The organism is Microbacterium hatanonis, assembly GCF_008017415.1.
Taxonomy (GTDB): domain Bacteria; phylum Actinomycetota; class Actinomycetes; order Actinomycetales; family Microbacteriaceae; genus Microbacterium; species Microbacterium hatanonis.
Genome location: NZ_VRSV01000001.1, coordinates 878,253 through 892,363, shown reverse-complemented (window position 1 = coordinate 892,363; position 14,111 = coordinate 878,253). Strand labels below are relative to the sequence as shown.

Below are 14,111 nucleotides of genomic sequence, written 5' to 3'. Positions count from 1 at the left end.
TCGGCGGCGAAGGCGGCGGTTGCCGCATAGGGTGGCCCGATGCCCGGATATGAGCACACGACACCCGACGCGTTCGTTCGCGTACGCGGAGCCAGCGAGAACAATCTCCGCAACATCGACGTCGACGTGCCGCGCGATGTGATCGTCGCCTTCACCGGCGTATCGGGGTCGGGGAAGTCGTCGCTCGCGTTCGGCACCATCTTCACCGAGGCTCAGCGCCGCTATCTCGAATCCGTCGCGCCCTACGCGCGGCGGCTCATCCAGCAGGGCCACAACCCGCACGTCGACTCCATCACGGGGCTCCCGCCGGCAGTGGCGCTGCAGCAGCGACGCGGCGCACCCAGCTCGCGGTCGAGCGTCGGAACCGTCACCACGCTCTCCAATACGCTGCGGATGCTGTTCTCTCGCGCCGGCACGTTCCCCGAGGGCTTCGACACCCGGCTCGACTCGGATGCGTTCTCGCCCAACACCGCAGCGGGAGCGTGCCCCGAGTGCCACGGCGTCGGCGTCGCGCACACCGTCACCGAAGAGACGCTGGTGCCCGACACCTCGCTGAGCATCCGCGACGGCGCCATCGCCGCGTGGCCCGGCGCCTGGCAGGCGAAGAACCTGCGCGACATCACGATCGCCCTCGGGTACGACGTCGACCGTCCCTGGCGCGACCTCGATCCCGCAGACCGCGACTGGCTCCTCTACACCGACGAGCAGCCCGTCGTGGAGATCACTCCGCAGCGCGACCGCGTCGCGAAGCCCTACAAGGGCATGTTCTGGAGCGCGAAGAAGTACGTCTTCCACACGCTGGCCGATTCGAAGAGCGCCACGATGCGCGAGCGCGTGCTGCGGTTCGTGCGCACGGGCGTCTGCCCGTTGTGCGGGGGCTCGGGGCTGCGACGCGAGGCACTCGCCGTCACGTTCGCCGGCCGCACGATCGCCGAACTGAACGCGCTGCCGATGAGCGAGCTCGCCGAGATCCTCCGACCGACGACGATGCTGGAGAATCCTGCGCCTGCGGTGTCGTCCACGACCTCCGGCGAGCGCACCGACGTCGCCGTCGCGCTGGCCACCGACCTGCTGGCACGGATCCGGGTGCTCACCGATCTCGGACTCGGCTACCTCGGCCTCGGCCGCGTGACGACGACGCTCTCGCCGGGCGAGATGCAGCGTCTGCGGCTGGCGACCCAGCTGCGCTCGGGCCTGTTCGGGGTGGTCTATGTGCTCGACGAGCCGTCGGCGGGCCTCCATCCCGCGGACGCCGAGCCCCTGCTCGACGTGCTGGCGCAACTCGCATCCTCGGGCAACTCGGTCTTCGTCGTCGAGCACAACATGGACGTCGTGCGCGGCGCCGCCTGGATCGTCGACGTGGGCCCGGGTGCCGGCGAAGGGGGCGGCGACGTGCTGTACAGCGGCCCCGTCGACGGTCTCGCCGAGGTCGCGGGGTCTCGGACCCGCCCCTTCCTCTTCCCCGAGTCGGGTGAGGCACCGACGGCGGAGCGCGAACGGCGCTCCCCCTCGGACTGGTTGTCGCTGGAGGGCGTCTCGCTGCATAACCTGGCCGACGTCGACGCAGCCGTTCCGCTCGGAACCTTGGTGGCCGTCACGGGCGTCTCCGGCTCCGGCAAGTCGACGCTGGTCGGTCGCGTGCTGCGCGAGGTCGTCGACGGGTATCTCCGAGGAACCGGTATCGGCGCGGAGGAGGGAGCGGATGCTGAGGCCGACGCCGCACCCGCGGAGCTGGCCGATGCGATCCTGCCCGCTGCCGACGCCCTCGCCGTCCGACGGGTATCGGGCCTGGAGCACATCGACCGGATGGTTCGTGTGGATCAGAAGCCGATCGGGCGAACGCCGCGCTCGAATCTGGCGACCTACACCGGGCTGTTCGACGCGGTGCGGGCGCTGTTCGCCGACACCGACCTCGCCCGTGAGCGCGGGTACTCCGCCGGTCGCTTCTCGTTCAACGTCGCCGGCGGCCGCTGCGAGACGTGCCTCGGCGAAGGCTACGTCTCGGTCGAGCTGCTGTTCCTGCCCGGAAGCTACGGGCGGTGCCCGACGTGCGACGGCTCGCGCTACAACACCGAGACGCTCGAAGTGACCTACGACGGCAAGAACGTCGCCGACGTGCTCGCGCTCACCGTCGATCAGGCGGCGGAGTTCCTCGAGGCCGTGCCGGCAGCATCCCGGAGTCTTCGCACCCTGCGCGACGTGGGGCTGGGGTATCTGAGGCTCGGGCAGCCGGCGACCGAGCTGTCGGGTGGGGAGGCGCAGCGCATCAAGCTCGCGACCGAGCTGCAGCGTGCGGGCCGCGGCCACACGCTCTACCTGCTCGACGAGCCGACCACGGGGCTGCACCCCGCCGACGTGCGGCTGCTGCTGGCGCAGCTGCAGGCGCTGGTCGACGCGGGCAATTCCGTCGTCGTCGTCGAGCACGATATGGACGTCGTCGCCGCCGCCGACTGGGTCATCGATCTGGGCCCGGCGGGAGGCGACGCGGGCGGGCGCATCGTCGCCGCGGGAACCCCGCACGACGTGGCCCATGACGACGCCAGTCGCACGGCCCCCTACCTCGCGCGACGGCTCGCGGGCGCCTGAGGCCTACTGCTCCTCGTGCGTGTCGGGGTCGCCGTCGAAGAGCCGGCCGTCCCGTCGGCCCAGCGCGGTGACGGCCGCCATCTCGGAGTCGTCGAGCTCGAAACCGAAGACGTCGAGATTCTCAGCCTGGCGTGACGGCGTGGCACTCTTCGGGATGGGGACGCTGCCGAGTTGCACGTGCCACCGCAGAATGACCTGCGCCGGAGTCACCCGGTGTGCCGCCGCGGCGGCCACGACGGGAGCTTCTCGGTAGGGGGCGCTGCCCTTGCCGAGGGGGCTCCACGCTTCGGTCACGATGCCGAGACGCGCGTTGACGGCCCGCTGCTCCATCTGCGGGAAGTACGGGTGCATCTCGATCTGGTTCACGGCAGGGGTCACGCCGGTCGCGTCGATGACGTCGGCGAGATGCCGCTCGGTGAAGTTGCTCACTCCGATCGAGCGTACGAGGCCCAGATCACGGGCGGTGACGAGGTTCTCCCACGAGCGCACGTACTCCCCCACGCTGGGATTGGGCCAGTGGATCAAGTAGAGGTCGAGGTACTCCAGCCCCAGACGCCAGAGCGACTCGCGAACGGTGGCCACCGTCGGCTCGCCCTGATAACGCCCCGGAAGCTTCGAGGTGACGAACAGCTCCTCGCGCGCGAGCCCGGAACGGCGGATGCCCTCTCCGACCGCCCCCTCGTTGTCATAGTTGAAAGCGGTGTCGAGCGACCGGTAGCCGGTGCGGATCGCGGAGGCGACGGCCTCGGCACCGTCTTCTCCGCGCAACGGGTACGTGCCGAATCCGAGGGCGGGGATCTGGTGGCCGTCGTTCAGGGCGATGAGGGGCGCGAGCTCGGTCATGGGTTCCACGGTACGCCCGGGTGACGGGCTCGTCATCCGTTCGCCGATGTCGCCGAGTGCCGCAGCGACGGCCGCTCCCTCTACGATGGCTTCGCGCCGCCCACAGAGAGACCGGAGGGGAACACGTGCCCGCACGTCCTCCCGTTCGCCGGTCGAAAGCGCGGTCAGCACCAGCGCGGCGCGGCGCGAAGAGGCCCACCGCGTCCGCCGCTCGGCGCGCTCGAGCACGGCGCGCGAAGCGGCAGCGCACCCGACGCGCCTGGCTGATCGCCTCCGGCATCGCCCTGCCGCTTCTTCTCGGCGTCACGGTCATCTGGGGCGGCGGTTACGCTCTGACCTCCCTCTCCGCAGCGTGGGACGATGCGCTCGGCTCGCCCGTCTTCGGCACGGACCGCCCGGCATCGCCCGAACCCCTGATGCCCGCCGCACCCCATGTCGCCGGGTACGGGGTCGCGCAGCTCGGCAACGCCTGCACGATCCTGATCGCGGGGCGCGACCTCGGCTTCGACAGCCGCGACCAGACGATCGCCGTGATGACCGCGATGGGCGAATCGTCTCTGCGCAACATCGACTACGGCGACTGGGAGACGAGCGGAGTCACCAACCCCGATGGGTCGCGGACGACGTCGATCGGGCTGTTCCAGCAGCAGGACAACTGGGGCACGCGCGAAGAGCGCCTCGATCCGTACACCGCGGCGACCATGTTCTACCGGGCGATGGCGGCGCGTGTCCCCGACCGCACCGCACTCGAGCCGACGATCGTTGCGCACACCACGCAGGTCAACGCCGATCCGTCTCATTACGCGCGCTACTGGGACGCCGCCGTACGTGCCGTCGCCGCGGTGTCGGGCGCGCCGATCGGAGATGATCGCGCAGACGGCATTCCGAGCTGCCCGGCCGCATGAAGCGGCGTCCGAAGAGACCGCGGCCCCGCTATCGACGCCGGGCCAGGGCCGTTCGGGCGGCTCGATAGCCTGAGAGCATGCTTCGCCTGCTCTTCTTCATCGGTGTCGGTATCGGTGCGGGAGGGGTGGTGGTTCAGCTCGTCGGTCCACCCGGCGCGGGCGTCTGGACGATCGCGGTGTCGTTGACGCTCATCGTCGGCACGGGCATCCTCATGGCCGTCCTGCGAACGGCGCGAGGAATCTCGCTGGCCTCCGACGCCGACATCGCCGCTGCCCGCGCCGCCGGTCGCTCGGCGGTGGCGCGAGTGGATGCGATCCGGCAGACGGGCACGCTGATCAACGACCAGCCTCTCTGCGAGCTCGACGTCACGGTGCTTCCGCGAACCGGCGCGGCGTTCCGCACCACGGTTCGTCGGATCGTGCAGATCGTCGACGTGCCGCGCTTTCAGGCGGGAAGCGTGCACTCGGCCGTCCTGCTCGTGCCCGACGGTCCTGAGATCGCGCTCGTCGACGAGCCAGAGGGCAATCCCCCCGCCGACGCGTCGAGGATTCCGCACGCTGCGCAGGCGGGGCCGATCCTGCGACCCGAACCGGGCACCATCCCGATGGGCGGACGACGACGGCGCCCGTTCCTCGGCGTCGGGCGACGGGGTCGGCCGGCGCGCTTCGTGCTGTTCGTCGCGACCGCCCTGATCGCAGCCGCCGCAGTGGTCGCCCCGTACCACGTCGCGGTCGGTCAGAGCATCAGCGCCCTGCAGGAGGGACGCCTGCACGCCGACCTGCGATCGCCCGAACATCTGGCCACGGCTGTGGACGCGATCTCCGCCGAGGTCGGTCACCGGCGTCTGATCTCGGTCACGGTCGCCGCCGACTTCGTCAGCGTCACCGCACCCGTGCGACCCGGCGAGCTGGCGTCGGACTCGTGGATGTACCGGGCCGGCCAGGTGGATCACGCCGGCGCAGCATCCAGCCAGCCCCGCTCCGTCGCGGAGGAGTTCGGAGCCGACGAGGTGTCGTGGGGAGCCCTGTGGCCCGTGGCCGAGGGCGCGGCGACCGACGCCGGCTACGCGAACACCGAGGATATGACCCTGTCGGTGCGCCGCGGCGTCGACTCCGACATCGACAGCGAGTCGTTCGGCCAGCAGGCCGGCGCCCTGCGGGTCGTGTTCTCGGCCCGCGACGAGTACACATCGGTGTTCTTCGACATGCTGCCCGACGCGACGGGCGTCGAGCGCAGCGGCTGATCAGGCGCCGAGGCGCTCAGGCGATCAGCGTCGCCACGAGGTTGATGGTCGCGGCGAGCACGACCACTCCGAGCACGAACGAGATGAGGGCGTGGCGCAGTGCCTCACGTCGGATGGTGCTGCTCGTCAGATTCGTATCCGACACCTGGTAGGTCATGCCCAGCGTGAAGGCGAGGTAGGCGAAGTCGCGGTACTGCGGGGGCTCGGTCTGGTTGAAGTCCACACCGGTCCCGCCGTCGCGGTAGTAGATCGCGGCGTAGCGCAGCGTGAAGAGCACGTGCACCAGACACCACGAGGCGGCGACGGTGAACAGCGCGATGGCCACGAGCGCGAACTTCTCCGGCCCGGTCACTGAGCCCGACTCGTAGAGCACGAGTGCGATCGCCCCGAAGCTGGCGAGGCTCGCCAGCAGCAGAAGCCCTTGGGCCGTCGCTCTCGTGGGGTCTTCACGGGTCGCGTGGCTGGCCGTGTCGGCGGGCCCGAGGCGGAGGACGGTGCCCCACTCCCACGAGATGAAGGTGGCGGATGCGGCGATCCACCCCACCGCGGGAGCGTACGCCCACGATCCCGCTGCGCCGACGGCGACGGTGACCGCGATCAGGATGAGGAACAGCACACCGACGCGCACCCAGGCCCGATGCCAGGGGTCATCGAAGTCTCGGGTCTGATCGCTCACGCGGCACCTCTCTTCTCCGCGGCGCCACGGGTGTCGGCGTCATCCGCACCCTAGCGCGGAGCGGGCGCCGCCCCACCATCTCCTCCCGTGTGCCCCGCACCCGTGAGCCCGTACTCGGGATGAACGTTGAGCGGGGCTCGATCACCCGCGCATTTCCGCAGCTTGCCCGTCGCCTCCCGCATCCATCCTGAGTTCGGTCGACGAGTACGTGCGCAGCATCCGGGGCGCCGGGTCAGTGCCGACGGCGGGCAGCCATCGCGGCCTCCAGCAGGTCGGCGAGCACGGTGCCGCGCGAGCCGGCCTCCTCCGGATGCCACTGGACGCACCAGAGGGGAGCATCTTCGTGCTCGATCGCCTCGATCGTGCCGTCATCGGCATGGGCGACCACCCGCAGACCCTCGCCCGGCCGGTTCACGGACTGGTGATGCGAGCTGCGGACCTCGAGCTCGGTCGCACCCAGCAGGCGCGCCAAGCCGCTGTCGGCGTCGAGTTCGACACGGTGGTCGATCATGCTGTCGGCCGGGTCGGCAGCGTTCGAGTGCCCGCCGTCGTGCAGGTGCTGCACGAGGTCTCCCCCCAGCGCGACGTTCACCAACTGCATGCCTCGGCAGATGCCGACGAGCGGCACCCGGGTCTCGACTGCTCGTCGTACGACGGCGATCTGCGACCGGTCGGCATCGGGGAAGGTCTGACCGAGGTGCGGGTGATCCGCACGACCGCCGTAGAACGACGGATCGACATCCTCCCCACCCGTGACGATCACGGCGGCCGCCGCATCCAGGCGCCGGACCATCTCGTCGACCGAGGTCTGGGCAGCCGGCACGCGGTCGACCGTGAAGCCGACCAGGTCGGCTGCGGCGATCACGCCCGCGGTGAGCTTCTGCAGCCGGCCTTCGAATGCCGGGTCGACGCGCCCCCCGTCACCGACGTCGACGACGAGGAGGACAGGACGGGGCGGACTCGTTCGGGCGTTCGCTTCGGGCACGTCGACATTGTCACAGACACGACACCGGGTCGATGCCCCCGCTGTACGAGGATGGACGTATGCCTGTCCCCCACCGTTCGGGCCTCCGGGTCACGGAGGGCGTCACGATCCCCGAAGCCGAGCTGTCGTGGCGATTCTCGCGATCGTCGGGTCCGGGCGGACAGGGCGTCAACACGGCCGACTCCCGGGTCGAACTCTCCTGGGACGCCGCCGGTTCGAGCGCTCTCTCGACCGTTCAGCGCGATCGACTGCTCGAGCGGCTGACCGGTCGCCTTGTCGACGGAGTGCTCACGATCGCCGCGTCCGAGCATCGCGCGCAGCTTCGCAACCGGGATGCTGCGCGCGAACGCCTGGCCGGAGTGGTCGCCGACGCCCTCCGCCCTCCGGCGCCGGCCCGGCGTGCGACGAAACCGAGCCGCGGTGCGAGGGAGAGGCGGCTCAAAGCCAAACAGCGGCGGACGGACGTGAAACAGCTGCGCCGGCGACCGATCGACTGACGCCGGGCTCAGCGGTCGAAGAAGCCGCCGAGATCGAACCCGCCCAGCTGATCGCCGAAGCCGCTGACCTGCTCGCCGAGGGCCGAGGTCGCATCCCCCGCGATCCCCTCGACCCCTCCGGCGAGACCCTCGACCCCGCCCGCGAGACCCTCCACGTCGAGCGACCCGGCGAGGGCGTCGAAGTCGACGCCGAACCCGGCGGCCTGAGCGAGCAGCGGACCGGCGATGCCGCTGAGGATCGCGCCGCCTGCGACACCGGCGAGCACACCCCCGGCCATTCCGAGGCCGGCACCGGCGAGCGCACCACCGCGACCGCCGCCGCGGGATCCGCCACCGGCGCGAGCCAGGAGGCCGCGCAGCATCCCCGGTCGCGATGCCTCGGCTCGCGCCGCGGTGCGCGCGAGGTCGGACGGATCCGACGAACGCGGGGCCTCGTGCGGCGGCAGCTCCGCCCGCATCCGGGTCTCGACGTGGGCACGCTGCTCGGGACTCAGCCGCGCGAACGCATCGCGGTGGATCTGCTCGATCTGGTGCGGATCGGCGGTCTGGAGCAGGTAGTCGTAGCGGGCGATCGCCTGCCGGTCGGCGGCGCTCATCGCCGCACCACCGTTCGCGGCCGGCGGCGCGTATCCGCCGGAGGGCGGCGGGGTGTACCGGTTCGCCGGCGCCGCGTACGGATCGCGGCCGGCGGGCGGTGCCTGACGCGCCTCACCGGTCAGCGAATCGGCGGCCGATCGAACGATCGATCGCCAGTCGGATCCCGTACCGGGATTCGCGGTCTGCGACGATCCGTTCTTGTCCAGCGCCTTCGACGCCATGCCGATGAGACGGGAGAGCTTGCTCACGGGGTCCTCCTGAGGGGGTCGGACCGGTGCGTCGGAGCTCCGAGTCACCTCGAACGCCCCGGCCGTGACCGGTCGGGCATTCAAGGTCTCCTCCACCCCGCGAACGGGGCCGATGGACCCGGGATGCTGCGGCACATCCGTATTGACGAATCCATCGTGATGGGAGTACTCCCCTTGCACGACCGACGTTAGCCCGCTGCAGCTATGTCTGCGCTGACAGTTCTTTCCGAGAACAGAGCGGTCGTCACGGGCGCTGCGCCGCGTCCGCATCACAGAAGAGACGACAAGCGCTTCTTCTTCCGGTTCTCGTTCGCGATCCACGCGAGATCGGGATCGCCGGTGTCGATGCGGGTGAACGCCTCCACGCCCGATGGAGGGTCGGCCGCCACGGCGACGCTCCAGCAGTACCCCAGGGCCTGCCGCAGCGTGCGCACCTCGGGCCGGCGGCGCTCGGCGGCGGGCAGTGCGGCGACATGGTCCGTGGCGCGGTCGCATATCTCGAGGGCCACGGCCGCCGCGTCCCGCGTGCGGAGCAACCGGGGCTCGCAGATCGCGGCGAGCGCGGCGCGCACCACCAGGGGATCCGGATCGTCCGCCCATGCGCGGACCTTCTCGATCATCGCGGCGGGGTCGTCATCGCCCCAGAGCTGCAGCCCCATGGCGACGCCCTCCCGCACACGCCACCGTTGGTCTGCAGCCAACGCGCGCGCCTCCGCCTCGAACGACGGGTCGCCGGCACGTCGCGCTGCCGCCGCGGCCGCGCACATCACCTGGTACTCGCCGCCGTCGTCGAGGAGGGAGCGGATCGCGTCGGGTCCGGCTGTTCTCGCAGCCGCGAGGACGAGCGCCAGGTTCGCCCGGGGGCCGGGAAGACCGGATCGCCGGGCGAGGTACGCCGACCACGCCGCCGGATCCAACCCGCTCATCTCGTCGATGTCGTATGCGCGCTCGCTCACGGGTCGACGGTATCGCTCGACGCGGGCGACATGAATGCCCCGGATGCGGGGCCCACCTCGCAGCGTCATGTTCGGCGCGGGAACCGGATGACGGCTTCCCGTGCACCTCTCGCGTCACGGGGACGGGCGAGGACTTTCGCGGCCTCCTCGGCGTCCGATCACGAACCAGAGGATGGGTCCCAGCAACGGGAACGCGAGGATCACGAGAACCCATACGGCCTTCTCCAGCCCCGACGACGCTCGATTGCGCGCGATGCTGACCGCAGCCAGCACGAAGGGGATCAGGAAGACGACCGCGAGGATCATCAGGTGCCACCCGGTGAGTCCGCTGAACATGCTTCGAGCCTGTCAGCGCTGCGCACGCGCGGCAACCGCCCCATCGTGCCGCTTCCTCGTGGTGGCCCGTGGCGATTACCCGCGGGCGGCTCGATGGGGACCGCCGGCGGGACTTTCGTCCTCTGGCCGGGGTCGACCGGTCCATAGCCTTCACCTACCGACACACAGCCTGGAGGGTGAGTCCGATGGAAGACATCGTTCTGGGAGTGGACGGCACACCGGCCTCCGCATCAGCCACGCACTGGGTCGCCGAGCGATGCGCGCGCGAGCCGTCTCGAGTGCGGGTCGTGAATGTCGTCAGCAACCTGACCGCCGATCGTCATGCCTCGCTGGAGCTGCTCGAGAACGTCGAACGTGTGCTGCGCGACCGGGTTCCCGGTCAGGCCGTCGAGTTGCACCGAGCTGACGGTGCTGTCTCTCGCGCGCTCGCGAGGGTGAGTTCCGGTGCCGACCTGCTGGTGATCGGCGTCGACCCCGATCATCCCCTGCGGGCAGCCATCGGAGGGTGGATTCCGGTGCGGATCACCGCGCATGCGACCGTTCCCGTCTGCGTCATACCGGCCGGATGGACAGAGACCGACGGAGACATCGTGGTCGGTCTGGCAGACGACACCTCCTCTGCCGCGGCCCTCGACCTCGCCGCGCATGAGGCGTCCGCGATGAAGAGGAAGTTGCACGTCGTGCATGCCTGGGGGCTTCCGGGCGTGGTGGTGGAGTCCTCGGCGATGGAGGAGAGACCAGACCGCATCGTCGAGGAGCACCGAGCGCTTCTGGATGCTGCGGTCCGCTCCCTGCGTCGACGATTCGGCGAGGTCGACATCGAGAGCGACGTCGTTCGCTCCTCGCCCGTCAACGCGCTGCTCGGTTATGCGGAGCATGCTGCCCTGATCGTCATCGGCACGCACCACCAGGGAGTTCTCGCCGGAGGACTGACGGGTGCCGTTGCTCAAGATCTGCTGTGGCGTGCGCGCTGTGCCGTGCTCATCGTTCCCGAGAAGACGTCGACCACGGATCAGCTCTCGCCCTGATCGTCTATGAGAGCCGCGGGGGTACGACGCAGATAGGGTCGCGCAACTCCCCCACCAGATCCCATGCGACCGATCCCAGGAGCCACCCCGAGAGCAGCCCCCGTCGATGAGTGCCGATCACGACGAGCGAGCTGCGGGAGGCCTGCGATGTGAGGGCTGCTGCCGGGTTGTCCCGCACAAGCGTGGATTCGATCGCGAGCCCGGGATGCTCCTGCGTCATAGCCATGACGGCGCCGTCGAGGATCGCCCGGTGGCGGACGCGCGCTTCTCTCGCAGCACGTGCTCCTCCGGCCGGCCCCGACGGTAGGGGGGAGTCCATCAGCCAGGAATGGGCGATCCGCAGGGGTTGCCCCTGTTCGAGCGCCTCGACGGCTGCGAACCGCACTGCGGCATCGGAGGAACCGTCCGCCGCGAGCCCCACCGTCACCGGTGCCATGCGCGGCGCCCATCCCGCAGGCACGAGGACGACCGGGACCGAGGCGAGAGCGGTCAACCGCAACGGAACCGCACCGGCGAGCAACGAGCGCGAACGCGTGTTCGTGTGCATGCCCACCACGAGCAGATCCGCGCCCTGCGCCGACTGGGACAGCGTGCCCGGCATCCGCCCATCGACGATGTCGATGTCGACCGCGGCATCCGGCACCATCGCCCGCAATCGCTCCGACGCCTCGTGCGCGAAGCGTGAGATCACCGGTCGCTCTGCGTTGAACATGTTCGCCACGACGACCAGCACGACGCCCGCTGGGCGCGTCGATATCCGTTCGGCCACCCAATCGAGCGCCGAATCGGCTGCGGTACTGCCGTCGTAACCGAGAACGATGTGCCCCATGCTCTGACTCCCCGCCTATCACTGCGACGGTAGGCCGTGCGCGGGATGCGGAGCGGGTCGAAGGTCCCCCGCCGGGCTAGCGGGTGTCGTCGTACTCGACCCGAAGGAGGGCCGCCTGGGTGCGCGAGCCCACACCCAGCTTGCTAAGAAGTGACGACACGTAGTTCTTCACCGTCTTCTCCGCCAGGCCGAGCCGTTCGCCGATCTGCCGGTTCGTCAAGCCGTCCGCAATGAGCGCGAGCACCTGTCGCTCGCGCAACCCGAGCGACCCCATGCGGGGGTCGTCCCGAGGCTGCTCGCGCATCTGCGCGGAAGCTCGTTGCGAAGCCGCCGCGCTCAACAGGATCTTGCCGCCGGCCACGGCTCGGATGTCGTCGAGAAGAGTCTTCGCTCCGACGCTCTTCAGGAGGTACCCCGCGGCGCCGGCCAGCACCGCGTCGAAGGTGGCATCGTCGTCATCGTGGGCGGTGAGCATCAGGCAGGCGAGCCCCGGCATCATCGATCGCAGATCCCGGCACAGGTCGACGCCACTGCCATCGGGTAACCGGACGTCAAGAACGGCGACATCGGGAGCGGCGGCAGGGATCCGGGCGGCCGCCTGTCGAAGCGTTCCCGCCTCTCCCACCACTTCCATGTCGCGAGCGGTCTCCACCAGGTCCACCACACCGCGCCGCACGATCTCATGATCGTCCACGACGAAGACGCGGATCATGGAACTCCCTCGCCCTCGGAGCGGATGATCGCCGACCAGTGCGCGCGCGTGCCGGTCGGTCCACTGAGGATCTCGAGCACCCCGCCGTGGGCGACCGCGCGATCCTCGAGATTCTTGAGCCCGCTGCGACGACGGGCCGCACCCATCCCCTTGCCGTCATCGACCACGACGAGCGAGAGGGCGTCGTCGCGGGCGGTCACCTCCAGGGAGATGTTGTCGGCATCCGCATGCCGGATGCTGTTGGAGAGCAACTCGCTGACAGCGGCGACGAGATCATCGGCGAGCTGCCCTCCGACGATGTGATCGACCGGCCCGCCGAACCGAATGGAGGGGGTGCGCAGGAGAGTGCCGGAGGCTGCGGCGACACTGTCGATGATGCGGTGGCGAACCGACGTGGCGTCTTTCGACGACAGCGCGAAGACGATGGTGCGGATCTGCGAGATCGCGAGATCGACGTGGTCCGTCGCCTGCTGCAGCTGATGACGGCGAGAGCCGTCCGGCAGGCCGGCGGCGACAGACAACAGGGTCATCTCCGCACCGAAGAGCTGTTGGATGACGTGGTCGTGGAGGTCGCGAGCGATCCGCGCACGGTCTTCCGCGAGAATGGTGCGCTGCTGTTCGGCGCGGGCGTCCGCAAGCTCCAGCGCGATGCTCGCCTGCGAGGCGAGATTCGCGAGGACCTCCGCATCCACCTCCGAGAATGCTTTCTCCCCGGGAGATCGGGAGACAATGATCGCTCCCCACGATCGAAGACGAGAGCGAAGCGGAACGGCCATGGACGGTCCGGCGCCGTCGGCCCCGTTCACCCGGAGCGGATCGTCGGTCGTGCCCTCAGCCGCACGCACCGTCACCCGATCGCCGTCGACCAGAGCGGGGGCCGCGAACGTCTGCGCCGTCTGTATCCGGGGATGGATGGTGATCTCTTCCGGGCCCCGCCAGGCGGCCACTCGTACCACTGGTTCCGAGTCGGCCGCCGTCACGACGGCGACCGCCGCCGCGCGCGAGACATCACTGACTCGCCCCGCGATGAGGTCCAGGGCACCTTGCGGGGGCGTGCTCAGCAGCGCCGACGAGAGCTGAGAGGCGGCCGACATCCACCGCTCCCGCAGTCGGGCTTCCTCGAAGAGCCGGGCGTTCTGGATCGCGAAACCCGCGGTGGTCGCCATGGCGTCCAACAGCTCCTCGTCCTCCGCGGAGAAGACGCCGCCGCGCCGATTCGTGAGGTAGAGGTTTCCGAACACCTCCTCGCGGACCCGCACGGGCACGCCCAGGAAGGAGTCCATCGGCGGGTGGTGAACAGGAAAGCCGACCGCGCGGACGTCGTCGGCGATGTGCGGCATCCTGATAGGCCGCGGATCGGCGAGCAGAGCCCCCAGCACACCGCGTCCCCTCGGCAGATGTCCGATGAGCACCGCGGCACCCTCATCCACGCCGACGTGGATGAACTCGTCCAGCGACTTCCCGTCCGGTGAGACGACGCCGATCGCTCCGTACTCGGCGTCGACCAGTTGCACGGCTGCCTCGACGACCCTGGTGAGCACCGTGGGGAGATCGATGTCGCCAACGACCGTCTGTACGGCGTGAAGCAGCGCGCGCAGGCGACTCTGCGTGGTCATGACCCGCTCCGCCGTCGTCATCAGCACGGCGATCGCTCGGTCCAACTCCTCAC

14 protein-coding genes are annotated in these 14,111 nt (G+C 70.0%); 5 read left to right on the top strand and 9 right to left on the bottom strand.

What is annotated here, in order from left to right; genetic code table 11:
- Positions 1 to 39: 39 nt before the first annotated feature.
- The gene (locus FVP77_RS04200) at positions 40 to 2,586 is read left to right on the top strand and encodes an excinuclease ABC subunit UvrA (protein ID WP_147893380.1); all 2,547 of its coding nucleotides are present in this window, start codon (positions 40 to 42) and stop codon (positions 2,584 to 2,586) included.
- Between the two features lie 3 nt (positions 2,587 to 2,589).
- Here the strand turns inward: FVP77_RS04200 and FVP77_RS04195 are convergent, their stop codons facing one another.
- Positions 2,590 to 3,429, bottom strand: a complete 840-nt coding sequence (locus FVP77_RS04195) for an aldo/keto reductase (RefSeq protein WP_147893379.1) — start codon at positions 3,427 to 3,429, stop codon at positions 2,590 to 2,592.
- A gap of 125 nt (positions 3,430 to 3,554) precedes the next feature.
- Between FVP77_RS04195 and FVP77_RS17015 the strand changes: the two genes are divergently transcribed.
- Together FVP77_RS17015 and FVP77_RS04185 are read left to right on the top strand one after the other, a co-directional pair.
- Positions 3,555 to 4,334: a peptidase M23 gene (locus FVP77_RS17015; protein ID WP_246133963.1), complete on the top strand. Its 780-nt coding sequence runs from the start codon at positions 3,555 to 3,557 to the stop codon at positions 4,332 to 4,334.
- Between the two features lie 77 nt (positions 4,335 to 4,411).
- Positions 4,412 to 5,578 (top strand): hypothetical protein, encoded by a 1,167-nt coding sequence (locus FVP77_RS04185; RefSeq protein WP_147893378.1) that lies wholly within the window; start codon positions 4,412 to 4,414, stop codon positions 5,576 to 5,578.
- A gap of 16 nt (positions 5,579 to 5,594) precedes the next feature.
- Here the strand turns inward: FVP77_RS04185 and FVP77_RS04180 are convergent, their stop codons facing one another.
- The gene (locus FVP77_RS04180) at positions 5,595 to 6,254 is read right to left on the bottom strand and encodes a DUF1345 domain-containing protein (protein WP_147893377.1); all 660 of its coding nucleotides are present in this window, start codon (positions 6,252 to 6,254) and stop codon (positions 5,595 to 5,597) included.
- Between the two features lie 232 nt (positions 6,255 to 6,486).
- Positions 6,487 to 7,239, bottom strand: coding sequence for a gamma-glutamyl-gamma-aminobutyrate hydrolase family protein (locus tag FVP77_RS04175; RefSeq protein WP_147893376.1), 753 nt, complete (start codon positions 7,237 to 7,239; stop codon positions 6,487 to 6,489).
- A gap of 59 nt (positions 7,240 to 7,298) precedes the next feature.
- On the opposite strand from FVP77_RS04175, the gene arfB reads away from it, so the two are divergent.
- The gene (gene arfB / locus FVP77_RS04170) at positions 7,299 to 7,736 is read left to right on the top strand and encodes an alternative ribosome rescue aminoacyl-tRNA hydrolase ArfB (RefSeq protein ID WP_147893375.1); all 438 of its coding nucleotides are present in this window, start codon (positions 7,299 to 7,301) and stop codon (positions 7,734 to 7,736) included.
- A gap of 8 nt (positions 7,737 to 7,744) precedes the next feature.
- Here the strand turns inward: arfB and FVP77_RS04165 are convergent, their stop codons facing one another.
- The 3 genes from FVP77_RS04165 to FVP77_RS04155 all read right to left on the bottom strand — a co-directional run bounded on the left by FVP77_RS04165 (position 7,745) and on the right by FVP77_RS04155 (position 9,873).
- Complete coding sequence (locus tag FVP77_RS04165; protein ID WP_147893374.1) at positions 7,745 to 8,581, bottom strand: cation-transporting ATPase; 837 nt, start codon at positions 8,579 to 8,581, stop codon at positions 7,745 to 7,747.
- Positions 8,582 to 8,850: 269 nt separating this feature from the next.
- Positions 8,851 to 9,537 (bottom strand): HEAT repeat domain-containing protein, encoded by a 687-nt coding sequence (locus FVP77_RS04160; protein ID WP_246133962.1) that lies wholly within the window; start codon positions 9,535 to 9,537, stop codon positions 8,851 to 8,853.
- Positions 9,538 to 9,651: 114 nt separating this feature from the next.
- Complete coding sequence (locus FVP77_RS04155; RefSeq protein ID WP_147893373.1) at positions 9,652 to 9,873, bottom strand: PLDc N-terminal domain-containing protein; 222 nt, start codon at positions 9,871 to 9,873, stop codon at positions 9,652 to 9,654.
- Between the two features lie 185 nt (positions 9,874 to 10,058).
- On the opposite strand from FVP77_RS04155, the gene FVP77_RS04150 reads away from it, so the two are divergent.
- The gene (locus FVP77_RS04150; protein WP_147893372.1) at positions 10,059 to 10,901 is read left to right on the top strand and encodes a universal stress protein; all 843 of its coding nucleotides are present in this window, start codon (positions 10,059 to 10,061) and stop codon (positions 10,899 to 10,901) included.
- A 4-nt stretch (positions 10,902 to 10,905) separates the two neighbouring features.
- Here the strand turns inward: FVP77_RS04150 and FVP77_RS04145 are convergent, their stop codons facing one another.
- The 3 genes from FVP77_RS04145 to FVP77_RS04135 all read right to left on the bottom strand — a co-directional run bounded on the left by FVP77_RS04145 (position 10,906) and on the right by FVP77_RS04135 (position 14,058).
- Positions 10,906 to 11,730 (bottom strand): universal stress protein, encoded by an 825-nt coding sequence (locus FVP77_RS04145; RefSeq protein WP_147893371.1) that lies wholly within the window; start codon positions 11,728 to 11,730, stop codon positions 10,906 to 10,908.
- A 76-nt stretch (positions 11,731 to 11,806) separates the two neighbouring features.
- Positions 11,807 to 12,442 (bottom strand): response regulator, encoded by a 636-nt coding sequence (locus tag FVP77_RS04140; RefSeq protein ID WP_147893370.1) that lies wholly within the window; start codon positions 12,440 to 12,442, stop codon positions 11,807 to 11,809.
- The gene (locus tag FVP77_RS04135; protein ID WP_187266813.1) at positions 12,439 to 14,058 is read right to left on the bottom strand and encodes a sensor histidine kinase; all 1,620 of its coding nucleotides are present in this window, start codon (positions 14,056 to 14,058) and stop codon (positions 12,439 to 12,441) included. Before FVP77_RS04135 ends, FVP77_RS04140 begins: the two co-directional genes overlap by 4 nt.
- Between the last annotated feature and the right edge of the window lie 53 nt (positions 14,059 to 14,111).

Bases quoted from the DNA above. Each gene is read 5' to 3' on its own strand.
- FVP77_RS04200 (WP_147893380.1), top strand. From the start codon at position 40: ATGCCCGGATATGAGCACACGACACCCGACGCGTTCGTTCGCGTACGC.
- FVP77_RS04145 (WP_147893371.1), bottom strand. From the start codon at position 11,730: ATGGGGCACATCGTTCTCGGTTACGACGGCAGTACCGCAGCCGATTCG.
- FVP77_RS04185 (WP_147893378.1), top strand. From the start codon at position 4,412: ATGCTTCGCCTGCTCTTCTTCATCGGTGTCGGTATCGGTGCGGGAGGG.
- FVP77_RS04195 (WP_147893379.1), bottom strand. From the start codon at position 3,429: ATGACCGAGCTCGCGCCCCTCATCGCCCTGAACGACGGCCACCAGATC.
- FVP77_RS04135 (WP_187266813.1), bottom strand. From the start codon at position 14,058: ATGACCACGCAGAGTCGCCTGCGCGCGCTGCTTCACGCCGTACAGACG.
- FVP77_RS04155 (WP_147893373.1), bottom strand. From the start codon at position 9,873: ATGTTCAGCGGACTCACCGGGTGGCACCTGATGATCCTCGCGGTCGTC.
- arfB (WP_147893375.1), top strand. From the start codon at position 7,299: ATGCCTGTCCCCCACCGTTCGGGCCTCCGGGTCACGGAGGGCGTCACG.
- FVP77_RS04150 (WP_147893372.1), top strand. From the start codon at position 10,059: ATGGAAGACATCGTTCTGGGAGTGGACGGCACACCGGCCTCCGCATCA.
- FVP77_RS04140 (WP_147893370.1), bottom strand. From the start codon at position 12,442: ATGATCCGCGTCTTCGTCGTGGACGATCATGAGATCGTGCGGCGCGGT.